This window comes from Ichthyenterobacterium magnum (assembly GCF_003610635.1).
In the GTDB taxonomy this organism is placed as follows: domain Bacteria; phylum Bacteroidota; class Bacteroidia; order Flavobacteriales; family Flavobacteriaceae; genus Ichthyenterobacterium; species Ichthyenterobacterium magnum.
The window spans coordinates 1,233,580-1,253,007 of sequence record NZ_RAQJ01000001.1; the positions used below are offsets into that span (position 1 = coordinate 1,233,580).

The following is a 19,428-nucleotide window of genomic DNA, read 5'->3' on the forward strand; positions in this document are numbered from 1 at the left end:
AATGTTCAAGGAGACTGTAAAAAAATTATTAGACGAAGGATTAAAGCAACGAGAAGACCTGTTCTTAATCGATTTAGAAGTGTTATCAGATAACACAATTAAAGTTATTATTGATGGTGATGCTGGCGTGCTTGTTGAAGATTGTATGTTTATTAGTCGTGCAATTGAACATAATTTAGATAGAGAAGATCAAGATTTTTCTTTAGAAGTAGCATCTGTAGGTGCCGCTACACCTTTTACACATCAAAGACAATATAAAAAGAACATTGGCAGGATTTTAAGTGTGAAAACTAAAGACAACCAAAAATTTGAAGCGACACTAGCAAATGCAGATGAAAATGCAATTGAATTGGAGTGGAAAACAAGAGAACCTAAACCAGTTGGTAAAGGAAAAGTAACAGTAAAAAAGCATGCTAAAATTGAGTATTCAAATATTTTAGAAGCACAAGTGATAATAAAATTTTAATTCATAGTAGTTATGGAAAATGTTGCGTTAATTGATTCTTTTTCAGAATTTAAAGACGATAAATTAATAGATCGTGTAACGTTAATGGCGATTTTAGAAGACGTGTTAAGAAACGCGTTAAAGAAAAAATATGGTGACGATGATAACTTTGATATTATTATCAATCCAGATAAAGGCGATTTAGAAATTTGGAGAAATAGAATTGTAGTTGCAGATGATGAGGTAGAAGAACCAAACCAAGAAATTGCACTATCTGAAGCTCAAAAAATTGAACCAGATTTTGAAGTAGGTGAAGATGTTGCAGAAGAAGTTAAACTTATAGATTTAGGAAGACGTTCTATTTTGGCGTTGCGTCAAAATTTAATATCTAAAATCCATGAGCATGATAATACAAACATATACAAGCAATTTAAAGATTTAGAAGGAGAGATTTATACTGCTGAGGTACATCATATTCGTCATAGAGCAATTATATTGTTGGACGATGAGGGCAACGAAATTATTTTACCTAAGGATAGACAAATCCCATCAGATTTTTTTAGAAAAGGAGAAAACGTAAGAGGTATTATTGAAAGTGTTGAGCTTAGAGGTAATAAACCAGCAATAATAATGTCCAGAACAGCTCCCGTGTTTTTAGAAAAGTTATTTGAACAAGAGATACCAGAAGTTTTTGACGGCTTAATTTCAATCAAAAAAGTAGTGAGAATTCCTGGAGAAAAAGCAAAAGTTGCAGTAGATTCTTATGACGATAGAATAGATCCTGTAGGAGCATGTGTTGGAATGAAAGGATCAAGAATTCATGGCATAGTTCGAGAATTAGGAAATGAAAATATTGACGTTATTAATTACACTAATAACTTACAATTATTTATAACAAGAGCATTAAGCCCTGCTAGAGTAACATCTATAAAATTAGACGAAGATACAAAAAGAGCAGAAGTGCTTTTAAAGCCTGAAGAAGTTAGTAAAGCCATTGGTCGAGGTGGTCATAACATTCGTCTTGCTGGTCAATTAACCGGTTATGAGATTGATGTGTTTAGAGAAGGTGCTGAAGAAGATGTTGAGTTAACAGAATTCTCAGATGAGATAGAAGGCTGGGTTATTGAAGAATTTAGTAAAGCAGGATTAGATACTGCAAAGAGCATTTTAGAACAAGATGTATTAGATTTGGTTAAAAGAACCGATTTAGAAGAAGAAACAATTATTGATGTTATCAGAATTCTTAAAGAAGAATTTGAAGATTAACATATATTTAAGTTATTTTACAAGCAATTTATGGCTCAAACAAGATTAAATAAAGTATTACGAGAACTCAATATTTCTATTGACCGTGCCGTTGATTTTTTAGATTCAAAAGGGATAGAAATAGAAAAGAGCCCTAATACAAAAATATCAGAAGAAATATATAATACTCTTTCTGATGAGTTTCAAACTGATGCCAATAAAAAAGTTGCATCAAAAGAAGTTAGTGAAGCCAAACTAAAAGAAAAAGAAGAACTTCGTGAGCAGCGCGAACGTGAGCTTGAAGAAAAGGCAAAGAAGGATGAAGCTAAAAAAGAAGTTGTAAAAGCTAAGGCTGAATTGAGTGGTCCTAAGCAAATAGGTAAAATTGATTTAGAACCTAAAAAAGCTGAACCTAAAAAAGAAGCACCTAAAAAAGAAACGCCAAAGGCTGAGAAGAAAGAAGTTTCTGTCAAAATTAAAGAAGAAGCTCCAAAAACTGAGAAGAAGAAGGAAACCCCTAAAAAAGAAGTAGCTCCTAAAAAGGATGTAGTATCCAAAAAAGAAGAAGCACCTAAAAAAGAAAAGGTTTCAGAAGAAACCTCACTAGAAGAAACCCCAGTAGACGAAACTTTAAAAACTCAATATAAAAAACTATCAGGACCAAAAGCCACTGGGCAGAAAATAGATTTATCAAAATTCAATAAGCCAAAAAAGAAAAAGGAAGAGAAAAAACCAGATGCCACTAAAGACGCAAATAAAAAGAAAAGACGTCGTATTAGTAAAGGCCCTGGAGGAGATAATAAACCAAATTACGGTAACAAGAATAACAATCAAAAAGGAGGTTATAAAGGTAAAGGAAAACGCCCAGCTATTGTAAAAGAAGAACCAAGTGAAGCTGATGTGCAAAAGCAAATTAGAGAAACTTTAGAAAAACTACAAGGTAAATCTAACAAAGGAAAAGGCGCTAAATACCGTAAAGAGAAAAGAGATCAGCATAGAGAGCAAACCGAAATTGATCAAAAAATTGAAGCAGCAGAAAGTAAAATACTTAAAGTAACAGAGTTTGTAACAGCTAACGAAGTAGCTACAATGATGGATGTTTCAGTAACCGAAATTATTTCAGCTTGTATGTCACTTGGTATGATGGTAACAATGAACCAACGTTTAGACGCAGAAACTTTATCTGTAGTAGCTGATGAGTTTGGTTATAATGTCGAGTTTGTAACTTCAGATTTAGAGGATGCTATTGAAGAAGTAGAAGACAAACCAGAAGATTTGCAAGAACGTGCTCCAATTGTAACAGTAATGGGGCATGTGGATCATGGTAAAACATCGCTTTTAGATTACATACGTAAAGAAAATGTTATTGCAGGAGAATCAGGTGGTATTACACAGCATATAGGCGCTTATGGTGTACAACTTGAAGGTGGTCAAAAAATGGCGTTTTTAGATACTCCAGGTCACGAGGCCTTTACAGCAATGCGTGCTCGTGGTGCTCAAGTAACAGATATAGTTATTATTGTTATTGCAGCAGATGATTCAATCATGCCGCAAACAAAAGAAGCTATTGCGCACTCGCAAGCTGCTGGAGTTCCAATTATTTTTGCAATCAATAAAATTGATAAGCCAGGTGCTAATCCTGAAAAAGTAAAAGAAGAATTAGCTCAAATGAATTTATTAGTTGAAGATTGGGGAGGAAAAATTCAATCTCACGATATTTCAGCTAAAAACGGAACAGGCGTTAAAGAACTATTAGAAAAAGTATTGTTAGAAGCTGAATTATTAGAGCTTAAAGCAAACCCAGATAAACAAGCAAACGGAACTGTTGTTGAAGCATTTTTAGATAAAGGTCGTGGTTATGTGTCTACTATATTAGTACAAGCCGGAACTTTAAAAATTGGGGATTATGTACTTGCTGGTAAAAACAGTGGTAAGGTTAAAGCCATGCATGATGAACGAGGAAATGAGATAAAACAAGCTGGACCATCAACACCAGTATCTATATTAGGTCTAGATGGTGCGCCTCAAGCAGGTGATAAGTTTAATGTATTTGATGATGAGCGTGAAGCTAAGCAAATTGCTACAAAACGTACGCAGTTGCAACGTGAACAATCTGTTAGAACACAGCGTCATATTACATTAGATGAGATTGGTCGTCGTATTGCTTTAGGTGATTTCCAAGAGTTAAATATCATACTTAAAGGTGATGTGGATGGTTCTGTAGAAGCATTAACAGATTCTTTCCAGAAATTATCTACTGAAGAAATTCAAGTTAATATTATACACAAAGGTGTTGGTGCAATCACAGAAAGTGATGTGTTATTAGCATCTGCTTCTGATGCCATTATTATTGGGTTTAACGTGCGTCCAATGGGTAACGCAAGAAGTATTGCTGATAAAGAAGAAATCGATATCAGAATGTACTCAATTATCTATGATGCTATTAATGATCTTAAGGATGCTATGGAAGGCATGTTGTCTCCAGAGCTTAAAGAAGAGATTACTGGTACAGCAGAAATTAGAGAGACATTTAAAATTTCTAAAATCGGAACCATTGCAGGCTGTATGGTTACAAACGGTAAAATATTTAGAAACTCAGGCATTCGCCTAATTAGAGATGGTGTTGTTATTCATACTGGTGAGTTAACATCATTAAAGCGATTTAAAGATGATGCAAAAGAAGTGTCTAAAGGTTATGATTGTGGTATTCAACTTAAAGGCTATAATGATGTTCAGATTGATGACGTTATTGAAGCTTTCCAAGAAGTAGAAGTAAAGAAGAAATTAAAGTAAATTCCTTTAAATAGAAACAAAAAAAGCGACTCATATGAGTCGCTTTTTTTGTTTAGTTATATAACAAATAACTATTTCTTTTTGTCCTTTTTAGGTTTAAAGATAAACGCATTAGCGTACTTTCTTTTAATTTTTAAAAGTGCTTTATCTGCTTCTAATCGGCTTCTAAAATTACCAACCCATATTTTTGTGTTTGGCGAATCAAACTCCATATTTACAGGCCATTCTCCATATGCATTAAGAAAATGGCGTCTTGTATTCTCTGCACCAGAACGTGTGCCAGAATATACTTGTATTTTATATAGGTCTACAGTTCTAATATCCTTTTTGTATTCTAAAAGCGTTTCTATGTCGCTGTCTTGGTCAATCATTACTACACCTTCTTGAGCCGAAACTTGTAGTGTTAGAGCTAAAAAAGCTAAAAAGACTATAGTTTTTATTGTTTTTTTATTCAACATAATTGTCATATTTAATGCAAAGAAAATGATTTTTTTTTATAGTGTTTCCTTTTACTCAGTTTATTAAACTTAATAGTATCTATTTTTATTATTTAGAATCCTTATAAATTATCAATTAACACTTCTGTAACATTTTCAAAATCGACTTTAAATGTTACTTTTGCAAGAGATTTTTTATAACTGATTTTTTCTTTTTAAATGAAAAAACCATACCAAAGTTTAGAAGATAATTCAACTAACAATATGATACAAGTGATTTACCATAAACTAACCTCAAATATTCTTCATATTGGGTTGGTTATTTTACTCACGTTTTCAACTACTCTTAACGCTCAAGAAGGAGACCCTGCAAAAGGGAAAACTTTATTTAACACCAATTGTGCTGCTTGTCATAAATTAGATAAAAAGATGACAGGTCCTGCATTGCGTAATGTAGAGCAACGTCTTGCGGATGATGAAGGTTTAGATAGAGAGTGGCTTAATGCATGGATACGTAATAGTGCCGGAATGGTTAAGTCTGGAGATGCGTATGCAAACAAGATTTTTAATGAGTATGGTGGCGCGGCAATGACTGCATTCCCAACACTTACAGATCAAGATATTACAGATATCTTAGCATATACAGCTGCTGAGCCAGAAGCGAAACCAGAAGTTGCTGTTGCTACGGGTCAACCAACGCAAGCTACAGAAGACGGGATTTCAAACAAACTAATTCTTGGTGCATTAGCATTGTTATTTGCTTTATTAGCAATGGCATTAATTTTAGTTCGTAAAACCTTAAATAGATTTGCTGAAGCTAAAGGTGTTGATATTGCAAAAGATAAAAGCTTACCAATCTGGAAGGCATTTGCTGAAAATCAATTTTTAGTATTAGTAACTACAATCTTCTTTTTATTAGCAAGTGCGTATTTTGTGTATGGTTACTTAATGCAAATTGGTGTTGATCAAGGATATCAGCCAGTACAACCAATTCATTTTTCGCATAAAATACATGCTGGAGATAACGGCATAGATTGTAAATATTGTCACTCTTCAGCTAGAGTTAGTAAAACGTCTGGTATACCTTCATTAAATGTTTGTATGAACTGTCATAAATCTGTTTATGAATATACTGGAGAAACTACTGCTAAATATGATAAAGCATTTTATGATGGAGAAATCCAGAAATTATATGCAGCTGCTGGATGGAGTGATGCAGATCAAAAGTACACGGGTGAAGCGCAACCAGTAAAATGGGTGAGAATTCATAATTTACCAGACTTTGCATATTTTAATCACTCACAACATGTCTCTGTTGCTGGAGTTGAGTGTCAAACATGCCATGGTCCTGTAGAAGAAATGGAGGAAGTATACCAGTACTCACCATTAACAATGGGTTGGTGTATCGATTGTCACAGAAAGACAGAAGTAAAAGTTAAAGATAATGCGTATTACACAAAAATACACGAGCAATTATCTAAGAAATATGGTGTAGATAAACTTACAGCTGCTCAAATGGGTGGATTAGAATGTGGTAAATGTCACTATTAATAAATTTAATAAGAAGTAATTCAATTATATAATATGTCATCAAACAAGAAATACTGGAAAAGTGTTGAAGAGCTAAACGAGAATAGCTCTATTGTTGAGACGCTAAAACAAAACGAATTTGTACAAGAAATTCCTACTGATGAGTTTTTAGGTGATAAAGAAGTATTAGAAGGGTCTTCAACTACGCGTCGTGATTTCTTAAAGTATGTTGGTTTTAGTACAGCAGCAGCATCTTTAGCTGCATGTGAAGGACCAGTAATTAAATCGATTCCATATGTAGTGCAACCGGAAGAAATTATTCCAGGTGTTGCCAATTACTATGCAACAACAATTGCAAATGGTTTTGATTTTGCTAGTGTTTTAGTTAAAACTCGCGAAGGTCGTCCAATAAAAATTGAAAACAATGACTTAGCTTCTACTAATGGTAGTGCAAATGCTAGAGTTAATGCATCAGTTTTAGGATTATATGATAGTATGAGAGTACAAGGTCCAATGAAAGGCGATGCTGATATTTCTTGGAGTACTTTTGATGCTGAAACAAATCAGAAACTTACAGATATTAAAAACGGAGGAAAAGAGATTGTGTTATTAACACAAACTTTTGCTAGTCCTTCAACAAGTAAATTAATTTCTGAATTTGCTTCAAAATATGGTAATGTACGTCATGTAGTGTATGATGCAGTTTCAGAATCTGCTGCGCTAGATGCATATCAAGCTAAGTATGGAGAACGCGGATTAGCTAATTACGATTTTGAAAAAGCAGGAACAATTGTTTCTATTGGCGCCGATTTCTTAGGAGATTGGCAAGGTGGAGGATTTGATTCTGGATACGCAAAAGGACGTGTACCACATCATGGAAAAATGTCTCGTCATATTCAGTTTGAATCTAATATGTCTTTGTCTGGAGCAAATGCAGATAAGCGTGTGCCTTTAACACCAAGTCAACAAAAATTAGCTTTAGCTAAATTATATAGTTATGTTGTAGGTAGTTCTGTTTCTGCAGATTTACCAGAACATATTAATACAGCAGTTCAAAAAGCAGCAGCCGAATTAAAAAAGGCTGGAAGTAAAGGTGTTGTTGTTACAGGAATTCAAGATACTAATGCGCAAACTGTAGCTTTAGAAATTAATGAATTTTTAAATAGTAAAGCATTTGATGCTTCTACACCAATAAAAACAAGACAAGGTAGTAATAATGCTGTTATGACTTTAATTGCTGATATGAAAGCAGGAAAAGTTGGAGCAGTTATTATGAGTGGTGTTAATCCATTATACTCATTACCTAATGCTTCAGATTTTGCTGAAGGATTAAAGAAAACAGATTTATCAGTTGCTTTTACGTTAAAAGCAGATGAAACAGCGATAGCATCAGATTATATTGCAGCTGCACCTCATTATTTAGAGTCTTGGGGAGATGTTGAAATGAAAAAGGGACATTATGCATTAATGCAACCAACTATTCGTCCTTTATTTGATACTAGACAATTTCAAGACGCTTTATTAAAGTGGACCGGAAATGATGTTTCTTATCATGATTATATAAAACAAACCTGGAATGGTGGTTTATTAGGAGGAAGTTCTTTTAATAAAGCATTGCACGATGGTGTTTATGTAGGAGCTATTTCTACTGAAACAGTTGAAACTACTTCTGATGAAGTTGAAGAAGAAATAACTCAGACAGCTTCTGGAGCTGCAGCCAGAGCATTAGCATCTTCTGCAAAGTCTAGCGGTTTAGAATTAGCGTTATACACTAAAACAGGAATGGGAGATGGTCAACAAGCCAATAATCCTTGGTTACAAGAGTTCCCTGACCCAATCACAAGAGCTGCTTGGGATAATTATTTAACAGTTTCTGCTACAGATGCAAAAGCTTTAAATTTAATTAACGAAAATGTAGCAGATGGTGCGTTAAATGGTAGTTATGCTAATGTTACTGCAAACGGAGTTACAATAAAAGTGCCTGTAATTATTCAGCCAGGTCAAGCTAAAGGTTCAGTTGGGCTTTCATTTGGATATGGTAAAACAGCAGGCTTAAAAGAAGAAATGAAAACTGGTGTTAATGCTTATGCGTTATACCAAAATTTTAATACAGCTCAAAACGTTACTGTAGAGAAGGCAAACGGAATGCACGAGTTTGCATGTACGCAGCTTCAAAATACATTAATGGGTCGTGGTGATATTATTAAAGAAACAACTTTAGAAGTATTTAACACAAAAGATAAAAAACATTGGAATGCAATTCCTGTAGTGTCTTTAAACCATAAAGAAACTCCAGTAACATCTCCAGATGTTGATTTGTGGGAAGAGTTTGATCGTTCAATAGGGCATCACTTTAACTTATCTATAGACTTAAATGCTTGTACTGGTTGTGGTGCATGTGTGATTGCATGTCATGCAGAGAATAATGTACCAGTTGTAGGTAAAGAAGAAGTAAGACGTAGTCGTGATATGCACTGGTTGCGTATTGATAGATATTATTCTTCTGAAGATACTTTTGCAGAAGACGATACTAAAAAAGATGATTTCTCTGGATTATGGGGTGAAAATGGATCATTGGGAGGATTTGGTGAAATGGAACATCCAGCAGATAATCCTCAAGTAGCTTTTCAACCTGTAATGTGTCAACATTGTAATCATGCGCCTTGTGAAACTGTTTGCCCTGTTGCAGCAACATCACACGGTCGTCAAGGTCAAAACCACATGGCTTATAACCGTTGTGTAGGTACACGTTATTGTGCAAATAACTGCCCATATAAAGTGCGTCGATTCAACTGGTTCTTGTACGCTCAAAATGATGAGTTTGATTATCATATGAATAATGATTTAGGGCGTATGGTATTAAACCCTGATGTTGTAGTGCGTTCTCGTGGTGTGATGGAAAAATGTTCTATGTGTATTCAAAAAACACAAAAAACAATTCTTGATGCAAAACGTGATGGGCGTGAGATTAAAGATGGTGAGTTCCAAACCGCTTGTTCTGCTGCTTGTAGCAATGGAGCAATGGTATTTGGAGATATCAATGATAAGCATAGTAAAGTTGCAAAACTTAAAGAAGATAATCGTATGTATCACTTGTTAGAAAGCGTTGGAACAAAACCAAACGTGATGTATCAAACAAAAGTGAGAAATACAACCGAAGCATAAAGAAATTAATTAAGAAACAATTATAATAGATTATGGCGTCTCATTACGAAGCACCTATTAGAAGACCCTTAGTTACAGGCGAAAAATCATATCACGATGTATCGGTAGATGTGGCTGCTCCTGTTGAAGGAAAAGCAAATAAATCTTGGTGGATTGTATTTTCAATAGCACTTGTCGCTTTCCTTTGGGGAATAGGCTGTATATTATATACAATCTCAACAGGTATCGGTACTTGGGGTTTAAACAAGACCGTTGGTTGGGCTTGGGATATTACTAACTTCGTTTGGTGGGTTGGTATTGGTCACGCAGGAACACTTATTTCTGCTGTACTTTTACTCTTCCGTCAAAAATGGAGAATGGCAATTAACCGTTCTGCAGAAGCAATGACAATTTTTTCAGTTGTGCAAGCAGGTTTATTCCCAATTATACATATGGGTCGTCCTTGGTTAGGATATTGGGTATTACCAATACCAAATCAATTTGGATCATTATGGGTAAACTTTAACTCACCATTACTTTGGGATGTATTTGCAATCTCTACGTATTTATCTGTATCATTAGTATTCTGGTGGACAGGTTTATTACCAGATTTTGCAATGATTAGAGATAGAGCTGTTCGTCCTTTTCAAAAGAAAATTTATTCTTTATTAAGTTTTGGATGGTCAGGTAGAGCAAAAGATTGGCAACGTTTTGAAGAAGTATCATTAGTGCTTGCAGGTTTAGCAACACCATTAGTACTTTCTGTACATACCATTGTATCGTTTGATTTTGCCACGTCGGTAATTCCTGGTTGGCATACAACAATTTTCCCTCCATACTTTGTTGCTGGAGCGATTTTCTCTGGATTTGCAATGGTAAACACACTTCTTATTATTATGAGAAAAGTATGTAGCCTTGAAGATTATATTACAGTACAGCACATTGAGTTAATGAACATTGTAATTATGATTACAGGCTCTATAGTTGGTGTGGCTTATATTACAGAGTTATTTATTGCATGGTATTCTGGAGTAGAATACGAACAATATGCATTTTTAAATAGAGCAACAGGACCTTATTGGTGGGCATATTGGGCAATGATGACATGTAACGTGTTTTCACCTCAATTTATGTGGTTTAAGAAACTGAGAACAAGCATTATGTTTTCATTTGCAATTTCAATTGTTGTAAATATTGGTATGTGGTTTGAGCGTTTTGTAATTATTGTAACATCATTACACAGAGATTACTTACCATCATCTTGGACAATGTTCTCTCCTACATTTGTAGATATAGGAATTTTTATTGGAACCATTGGATTCTTCTTTGTACTCTTCTTATTATATGCAAGAACATTCCCTGTAATTGCCCAAGCAGAAGTGAAGACTATTTTAAAATCTTCAGGAGAACGTTATAAAAATATTCGTGAAAGAGGAGATAGTTTAGTTGGTACTGGTTCTGATAAAAGAACTTCAGGAAACGTAAAAACTATTAAAACAGTAAAACCAAAATCAACTGAAGACAATTCAGCAAAAGTTAATGACTTATTAGGTAGTATTGGTGCATTTGATGCAAATACACAAACTGCTGATGATTTGAAAAAAGTAAATGGTATTGGTCCAAAAATGGAAGACGTATTAAATAGCATTGGTATTTATACATTCTTACAGGTGAGCAAAATGACAAAAAGAGAATACGACTTGTTAGACTCTATTACAGGTTCTTTCCCAGGAAGAGCAGAACGTGATGATTGGTCTGGACAAGCTAAAAAACTAATAAACTAAAAATAGTACATGGAAGCTTCAAAAGTAATTCACGCTATTTATACCGATGATGATGTATTAATGTCAGCTGTTAAAACAGTTAAGGCAGAAAAGCATCACATAGAAGAAATATATACACCTTTTCCAGTTCATGGACTAGACAAGGCAATGGGATTAGCTCCAACTAGAATAGCTATCGCAGCATTTATGTATGGCTGTGTTGGTTTAACAGTTGCAATTGTTATGATGAATTTTATAATGATTGAAGACTGGCCTCAAAACATTGGTGGAAAACCAAGTTTTAGTTATATCGAAAACATGCCAGCATTTGTACCTATTATGTTTGAGTTAACTGTATTTTTTGCAGCGCACTTAATGGTAATTACATTTTATTTAAGAAGTAAAATGTGGCCATTTAAAAAAGCTGAAAACCCTGATCCAAGAACTACAGATGACCATTTTTTAATGGAGATAGCTGTTCATGATAACGAAAAAGAATTATCTTCTTTGTTACAAGAAACGGGAGCAGTAGAGATTAATATAATTGATAAAGCGCATTAATATAAAAAGATGAAGAGCTTAATTAAAATAACACTATTGGTAATGATATTTGGAAGCATTGTTTCTTGTAAAAAAGATACAAGACCAAACTATCAGTTTATGCCTAATATGTACGAACCTGTTGGATATGAAACTTACCAAGACACTAAAGCATTTGCTAATGGAATGGAAGCACAATTACCAGCAGAAGGAACAATTGCTAGAGGATTTACACCTTTCGAGATTGATAATTCATCAATAGGATATGATTTAGCAAAAGCTACATTAATGAGTCCTTTAGATTCTACTTCAATTGATTCTAAAAGAGGTAAGGAACTTTATGCTATTTACTGCGGTATATGTCATGGTAATAAAGGTAAAGGACAAGGTAATCTTGTAAAGAGAGAAAAAATACTTGGTATACCAAGTTATGCTGATGCAGGAAGAGCTATTACAGAAGGAAGTATTTATCATACCATTTATTATGGTAAAAATGCAATGGGATCATATGCAAATCAACTTAATGAAGAAGAACGTTGGCAAGTAGTTGATTATGTATTAAAGTTAAAAGCAGACTTAGAAAAGTAAGATTAGATAAAGATTATATTTAGATATGTACACATTTTCAAATAAATTAAAGACATTTTCTATCATTCTAATGGTTCTAGGATTATTAGGTGTTGGTTATGGTTTTATGAATTCTCATAAAACTTTTGAAGAGGTCGAGACTATGCTTGCTAATGAAGCATCTCATCATGGTGGAGGACATGGAGAAGCAACAGCACATGCAGATGCGAGCCATGCAGAAGATACACATGGAGATGATGTTCATGGTACAACTGCTGTAGACCATGTAGATGAACATAAAGAGCATGTAGAACATGTGATGCATCAAATTGAAAATAGACCATGGTCAGCATTATATGTTGCAGCATTTTTCTTTTTTATGATTGCTTTAGGTGTTTTGGCGTTTTACGCAATACAGTTTGCTTCTCAAGCAGGTTGGTCACCAGTACTATTTAGAGTTATGGAAGGAATCACTGCATATATGCTTCCTGGTGCATTAATTGTATTAGGTATAGCTGTAGCTTCTGGAACAATAGGACATTACAATATTTTTATTTGGATGGATCCTGAAGTAGTTGCTCACGATGAATTAATTCAAGGAAAATCAAGTTTTTTAAACATGACAGGTTTTATAATTCGTGGTTTAATATTTATTACAGGATGGTGGTTATATAGACACTTTTCTCGTAAATTCTCATTAGCTCAAGATAAAGCAGATATTAATGATAATAGAAACTTTAAAAAGTCGTTCCGTATTTCTGCTGCATTCTTAGTGTTTTATATTTACACAGAATCAATGATGTCTTGGGATTGGATTATGAGTGTAGATCCTCACTGGTTCTCAACATTATTTGGATGGTATGTATTTGCAAGTATGTTTGTAAGTGGTATTACTGTTATTGCTTTAATTACAATGTACTTAAAATCTAAAGGTCTGTTACCATTAGTTAACGATAGCCATTTACATGATTTAGCTAAATTTATGTTTGCGATTAGTATTTTTTGGACTTACCTATGGTTCTCACAATTTATGCTTATTTGGTATTCAAATATTCCTGAAGAAGTAACTTATTTTGTTACACGTTTTGCCGATTATAAATTACCTTTCTTAGGCATGGTAGTTATGAATTTTATATTCCCATTATTATTGTTAATGAATAGTGATTATAAACGTATTCCATGGTTTGTTGTAATGGCAGGTATTGTGATTTTATGCGGACATTACATTGATATTTTCAATATGATTATGCCAGCAACAGTTGGTGATAGATGGTATATCGGAATTCCAGAATTAGGATCTATATGTTTATTTGCTGGACTATTCATTTTTATAGTTTTTACAGCATTAAGCAAACATCCTTTACTAGCTAAAGGAAACCCTTTCATTAAAGAAAGTGAACATTTCCATTATTAATAAAATATATAAAGAACAGAAACAACAATGACTGCTTTTTTAACAATAATAATAGTACTTTTTATAGCTGTTGCAATTTGGCAAATGGTGAAAATATTTGATTTAGCTCAGGTTGGATCTTCAAATACTCAAGTAGCTAACGATAAAGACAATACCATTAATGGCTATTTAATGATGGGGTTCTTAGTTTTTATTTACGCAATTACTATCGCTAGTTTTTGGTATTTAGGAGACTTACCATTAATGTCTAACTCAGCTTCTGCGCATGGACCTCAATTAGATAATTTGATGATTATCTCAATGGTTTTAATATTTATTGTACAAACCATTACACAGTTTTTACTACACTATTTTGCATTTAAATATAAAGGAGAAAAAGGACGTAAAGCTTTATTTTATGCAGATAACAATTTACTAGAAGCAATTTGGACAATCATTCCTGTAATTGTATTAGCAGGATTAATTATCTACGGTCTGTTTACTTGGTCATCTATTATGAATGTTGAAGAGACAGATGATACTTTAGTTGTAGAGTTATATGCACAACAGTTTAACTGGAAAGCACGTTACGCAGGTGATGATAATGTACTTGGTATGGCTAATGTTAGGTTAATAGATAATGACAAGGCTAACATATTAGGTTTAGATGAATCTGACCCTAATGCACAAGATGACGTCATTACAACTGAGTTGCATTTACCAGTAGGTCGTCCAGTGTTATTTAAAATGCGTTCTCAAGATGTATTACACTCAGCTTACATGCCTCACTTTAGAGCACAAATGAACTGTGTTCCTGGTATGGTTACTCAATTTGGATTTACACCTACAGTAACAACAGAAGAAATGCGTCAAAACCCTGATATTATTGAAAAAGTTGCAAACATCAATAAGATTAGAACTGAGAATAAAGAACAAATAGAAGAAGCAGGACAAGAGTTAAGATATGAATTTGATTATTTGTTATTATGTAATAAGATTTGCGGAAAATCACATTACAATATGCAAATGAAAATAATTGTAGAAACTCAAGAAGAGTATGACGCTTGGATTAAAGAGCAAAAAATATTCGCTAACACATTAATAAAGTAAAAAAGTTTTAAACGTATTATAGATTATGTCAGCACACGCAGATACTCACGATCACGAAGAAGAACACCATCATCATAAAGAAACGTTTGTAACTAAATATATATTTAGTCAAGACCATAAAATGATTGCTAAGCAGTACCTAATCACAGGTACTATAATGGGAGTTATTGGTGTACTAATGTCAATAATGTTTCGTATGCAAATTGCATGGCCAGAAGAGCCAAATGTATTGTTTGAAGCATTACTTGGTAAATGGGCTCCAGGTGGCGTTATGGATGCAGATATCTATCTTGCATTAGTAACAATACATGGTACCATAATGGTATTCTTTGTATTAACAGCAGGATTGAGTGGTACGTTTAGTAACTTACTTATTCCGTTGCAAATTGGAGCACGAGATATGGCATCAGGATTTCTTAATATGATTTCTTACTGGTTGTTCTTTTTATCTAGTGTTATTATGGTTATCTCTTTATTTGTTGAAGCTGGACCAGCAGCAGCAGGTTGGACAATCTATCCGCCATTAAGTGCCTTACCAATGGCGCAAGGAGGATCAGGAATGGGAATGACGCTATGGCTAGTATCTATGGCAATCTTTATTGCATCATCATTACTAGGATCACTTAACTATATTGTAACAGTAATTAATTTACGTACTAAAGGAATGTCTATGACAAGACTACCTTTAACTATTTGGGCATTTTTTGTAACAGCTATTATAGGTGTTGTATCATTCCCAGTTTTACTATCTGCTGCATTATTATTAATCATGGATAGAAGTTTTGGAACATCATTCTTCTTATCAGATATATTTATACAAGGTGAAGTATTGCATTATCAAGGAGGTTCTCCAGTATTATTTGAGCACTTATTTTGGTTCTTAGGGCATCCTGAAGTTTATATTGTATTATTACCAGCTCTAGGTATTACATCAGAAATTATTGCAACAAACTCACGTAAACCAATTTTTGGTTATAGAGCCATGGTTGCTTCAATATTAGCAATTGCATTTTTATCAACAATTGTTTGGGGACACCACATGTTTATCTCTGGAATGAACCCATTCCTTGGGTCTGTATTTACGTTCACAACCTTATTAATTGCTATACCATCTGCCGTAAAATCATTTAATTACATTACCACACTTTGGAAAGGAAACTTACAGATGAATCCGGCCATGTTATTTTCTATAGGTTTAGTATCTACATTTATAACGGGAGGTTTAACAGGAATTATTCTTGGTGATAGTGCATTAGATATTAATGTACATGATACATATTTTGTTGTAGCACACTTTCACTTAGTAATGGGTATTTCAGCACTATACGGAATGTTTGCAGGAATCTATCATTGGTTCCCAAAAATGTTTGGTCGCATGTTAAACAAAAACTTAGGATACGTTCACTTCTGGGTAACAGCAGTTTGTGCATATGGAGTTTTCTTCCCAATGCATTTTATAGGAATGGCTGGTTTACCAAGACGTTACTATACAAACTCGAATTTTCCATTATTTGATGATACAGCAAATGCTAATGTTGTAATTACGATATTTGCAATAGTAGGTGGAATATTTCAACTGGTTTTCCTTTGGAACTTCTTCTACAGTATTTTCTACGGAAAGAAAGCAGAAAAAAACCCATGGCGTTCAAATACATTAGAATGGACAGCTCCAGTAGAGCATATGCATGGTAACTGGCCAGGAGCAATTCCTCATGTACATCGTTGGGCTTATGATTATAGCAAGCCAGGACATGATGAAGATTTCGTGCCGCAAAACATACCATTAAAAGATGGAGAAGAAGAATTACAACATTAAAAGTTGTAAAAACATAAAAATAAAAAACCACCTATTTGGTGGTTTTTTTATGCTTTCAAAATAATATTGTATTTCATGTTTACAAAAACAAACACGATGTGCGGTATTAATCTTCGATAAAATGATTAATTCTTTATCATTTGTAGTATATTAGCTACTTATTATAGTTGTATAATAAAAAAACATTTTTTTAATAAAACCCAGATACCATGAAAAAATCTACTTATTTATCATTATTATTTTTTATCATTTTAAACAATCAATTATTATTAGCTCAAAATTATAATCACTTAGTAGCAGGAAGCACTTCACCATTAACAGGCTTTACAAACTCTAGCATAGAGTATGGCAACGTAGGTCAGTTAATACCAATAGATTATGATGTAGATGGAGACATTGATTTTTTAACCTTAAACACCACACCAGATGGCTGGCATTTATTAAGAAACAATTCAGGAGTATATACCGAAGAAACAACTACAACAGTTGGTATATCATTACAAAACGCTAGTGGTTTTGTAGTTGTAGATTATGACAATGATGGAGATGATGATATAATAGACCCAATAGCAGGTACAGATAATGAAGCTGATATTTATAGAAATGATGGAGGAAGTGGTTTTACACGTTTAATAGCAGGAAGCACTTCACCATTAACAGGCTTTACAAACTCTAGCATAGAGTATGGCAACGTAGGTCAGTTAATACCAATAGATTATGATGTAGATGGAGACATTGATTTTTTAACCTTAAACACCACACCAGATGGCTGGCATTTATTAAGAAACAATTCAGGAGTATATACCGAAGAAACAACTACAACAGTTGGCATATCATTACAAAATGCTAGTGGTTTTGTAGTTGTAGATTATGACAATGACGGAGATGATGATATAATAGACCCAATAGCAGGTACAGATAATGAAGCTGATATTTATCAAAACCATAATGCACCTCCTAAGGTTATGTCTAGTAACCCTAGTGATGGAGATATTGGTTTCGAAGCATCATCAAATATTATAATTACATTTAATGAAAACATATCTAAAGGAAGTGGTAATATAGAAATAAGAAGAGTTAGCAATAATGATGTTGTAGAAAGTATTGATGTAAATACAACTACTGTTTCTGGAGCAACACTTACAATAAATCCAGTAAACGACTTAATAATAGCTACAGATTTATATATTCATATTTCAGCAGGAGCCATAGTTGATGCTGATAGCGAGATAGTAGTGTCTCTAAATAATAACCCAGAGACTTTAAACTTTACTGCTGTAAATACCTTAGATGTTAATAAACTATCTATAGAAAATTCGGTAAGTTTATATCCAAATCCAGTAAAAAATAGTCTTAATATTAGCACAAAAGAAATAAGTATTCAAAGAGTATCTTTATACGATGTGTTAGGAAAAAAAATTAATCAATCACAATTTATAAATGAAACTATAGATTTCTCATTATTAGAAAAAGGGATGTATTTATTGAAAATTGAAACAGACCGTGGTGAAATAATCAAAAAAGTTATAAAACAATAGAGTATCACCTTACAATAAAAACAAAGTAAACAATTAAAAGCCTTTCTAATTCAGAAAGGCTTTTTGTTTATCTTTGTGTTATATGAACGAGAATTTAGATCCTACAGATAGTCATTTTTCTCCTGAAGAATTAGACGTTGAAAAAAAATTAAGACCGCTATCATTTGATGACTTTACGGGGCAAGAGCAAGTATTAGAAAATCTTCAAATTTTTGTTCAAGCAGCAAATGGTCGAGATGAAGCTTTAGATCACACTTTATTTCATGGACCTCCAGGATTAGGAAAAACAACTTTAGCACATATTTTAGCAAGTGAACTTAACGTTAGCATCAAAGTGACTTCTGGACCAGTATTAGACAAGCCTGGAGACCTTGCAGGATTGCTTACTAATCTAGACGAACGCGATGTGTTGTTTATAGACGAAATACATCGATTAAGCCCAATTGTTGAAGAGTATCTTTATTCAGCAATGGAAGATTATAAAATAGATATTATGATTGAGTCTGGACCTAATGCTAGAACGGTTCAAATCAATTTAAACCCTTTTACTTTAGTTGGCGCTACAACGCGCTCAGGATTACTTACATCACCAATGCGAGCACGTTTTGGCATTCAAAGCAGATTACAATACTATAATACAGAGTTACTAACTACTATTGTGCAGCGTAGCGCTTCAATTTTAAATGTTCCAATATCTATGGAAGCTGCTGTAGAAATTGCAGGTAGAAGTAGAGGAACGCCTAGAATTGCAAATGCATTATTACGTCGTGTTAGAGATTTTGCTCAAATAAAAGGTAACGGAAGTATAGATATTAAGATTGCACGTTTTGCTTTAGAAGCCTTAAATGTTGATGCGCATGGTTTAGATGAAATGGATAATAAGATTTTAGAAACCATTATAGATAAGTTTAAAGGTGGTCCAGTTGGGATTACTACTTTAGCCACAGCTGTTAGTGAAAGTGCTGAAACAATTGAAGAAGTTTATGAGCCGTTTTTAATCCAGCAAGGGTTTATTATGCGTACTCCTCGTGGTCGTGAAGTAACAGAACAAGCATATAAGCATTTAGGAAAAATTAAAGGACCAACTCAAGGCGGTTTATTTTAATG

The 19,428-nt window shown here is 33.6% G+C and carries 14 protein-coding genes; 13 read left to right on the forward strand and 1 reads right to left on the reverse strand.

Annotated features, from left to right (window positions below; genetic code table 11):
• Position 1 precedes the first annotated feature (1 nt).
• Genes rimP through infB form a run of 3 tightly spaced genes read left to right on the forward strand, consistent with a single transcriptional unit; the run spans position 2 to position 4,483 of the window.
• Entirely contained in the window at positions 2 to 466 is a 465-nt protein-coding gene (gene rimP, locus BXY80_RS05790) for a ribosome assembly cofactor RimP (protein ID WP_120200269.1), read from the forward strand.
• Positions 467 to 478: 12 nt separating this feature from the next.
• Complete coding sequence (gene nusA / locus BXY80_RS05795; RefSeq protein WP_120200270.1) at positions 479 to 1,711, forward strand: transcription termination factor NusA; 1,233 nt, start codon at positions 479 to 481, stop codon at positions 1,709 to 1,711.
• A 30-nt stretch (positions 1,712 to 1,741) separates the two neighbouring features.
• Complete coding sequence (infB, locus tag BXY80_RS05800; RefSeq protein WP_120200271.1) at positions 1,742 to 4,483, forward strand: translation initiation factor IF-2; 2,742 nt, start codon at positions 1,742 to 1,744, stop codon at positions 4,481 to 4,483.
• A gap of 71 nt (positions 4,484 to 4,554) precedes the next feature.
• On the opposite strand, the gene BXY80_RS05805 is transcribed toward infB, so the two are convergent.
• The gene (locus BXY80_RS05805; protein ID WP_120200362.1) at positions 4,555 to 4,941 is read right to left on the reverse strand and encodes an SPOR domain-containing protein; all 387 of its coding nucleotides are present in this window, start codon (positions 4,939 to 4,941) and stop codon (positions 4,555 to 4,557) included.
• Between the two features lie 243 nt (positions 4,942 to 5,184).
• On the opposite strand from BXY80_RS05805, the gene BXY80_RS05810 reads away from it, so the two are divergent.
• From BXY80_RS05810 to ruvB, 10 genes are all read left to right on the forward strand, one after another.
• Positions 5,185 to 6,471, forward strand: coding sequence for a cytochrome c3 family protein (locus BXY80_RS05810; protein ID WP_120200363.1), 1,287 nt, complete (start codon positions 5,185 to 5,187; stop codon positions 6,469 to 6,471).
• Positions 6,472 to 6,504: 33 nt separating this feature from the next.
• Positions 6,505 to 9,615: a TAT-variant-translocated molybdopterin oxidoreductase gene (locus BXY80_RS05815; RefSeq protein ID WP_120200272.1), complete on the forward strand. Its 3,111-nt coding sequence runs from the start codon at positions 6,505 to 6,507 to the stop codon at positions 9,613 to 9,615.
• Positions 9,616 to 9,647: 32 nt separating this feature from the next.
• A complete protein-coding gene (gene nrfD, locus BXY80_RS05820; RefSeq protein ID WP_120200273.1) occupies positions 9,648 to 11,378 on the forward strand; it encodes an NrfD/PsrC family molybdoenzyme membrane anchor subunit in 1,731 nt (576 codons plus the stop codon).
• A 9-nt stretch (positions 11,379 to 11,387) separates the two neighbouring features.
• A complete protein-coding gene (locus BXY80_RS05825) occupies positions 11,388 to 11,918 on the forward strand; it encodes a DUF3341 domain-containing protein (RefSeq protein WP_120200274.1) in 531 nt (176 codons plus the stop codon).
• Between the two features lie 9 nt (positions 11,919 to 11,927).
• Positions 11,928 to 12,485, forward strand: coding sequence for a c-type cytochrome (locus tag BXY80_RS05830; RefSeq protein WP_162843271.1), 558 nt, complete (start codon positions 11,928 to 11,930; stop codon positions 12,483 to 12,485).
• A 25-nt stretch (positions 12,486 to 12,510) separates the two neighbouring features.
• A complete protein-coding gene (locus BXY80_RS05835; RefSeq protein ID WP_120200275.1) occupies positions 12,511 to 13,878 on the forward strand; it encodes a quinol:cytochrome C oxidoreductase in 1,368 nt (455 codons plus the stop codon).
• Between the two features lie 27 nt (positions 13,879 to 13,905).
• Positions 13,906 to 14,967 (forward strand): cytochrome c oxidase subunit II, encoded by a 1,062-nt coding sequence (locus BXY80_RS05840; RefSeq protein ID WP_120200276.1) that lies wholly within the window; start codon positions 13,906 to 13,908, stop codon positions 14,965 to 14,967.
• Positions 14,968 to 14,992: 25 nt separating this feature from the next.
• On the forward strand, positions 14,993 to 16,783 hold the full coding sequence (locus BXY80_RS05845) for a cytochrome c oxidase subunit I (RefSeq protein WP_120200277.1): 1,791 nt from the start codon (positions 14,993 to 14,995) through the stop codon (positions 16,781 to 16,783).
• A 209-nt stretch (positions 16,784 to 16,992) separates the two neighbouring features.
• Positions 16,993 to 18,321, forward strand: a complete 1,329-nt coding sequence (locus BXY80_RS05850; protein WP_120200278.1) for a T9SS type A sorting domain-containing protein — start codon at positions 16,993 to 16,995, stop codon at positions 18,319 to 18,321.
• Between the two features lie 82 nt (positions 18,322 to 18,403).
• On the forward strand, positions 18,404 to 19,426 hold the full coding sequence (gene ruvB / locus BXY80_RS05855; protein ID WP_120200279.1) for a Holliday junction branch migration DNA helicase RuvB: 1,023 nt from the start codon (positions 18,404 to 18,406) through the stop codon (positions 19,424 to 19,426).
• Positions 19,427 to 19,428: the final 2 nt, after the last annotated feature.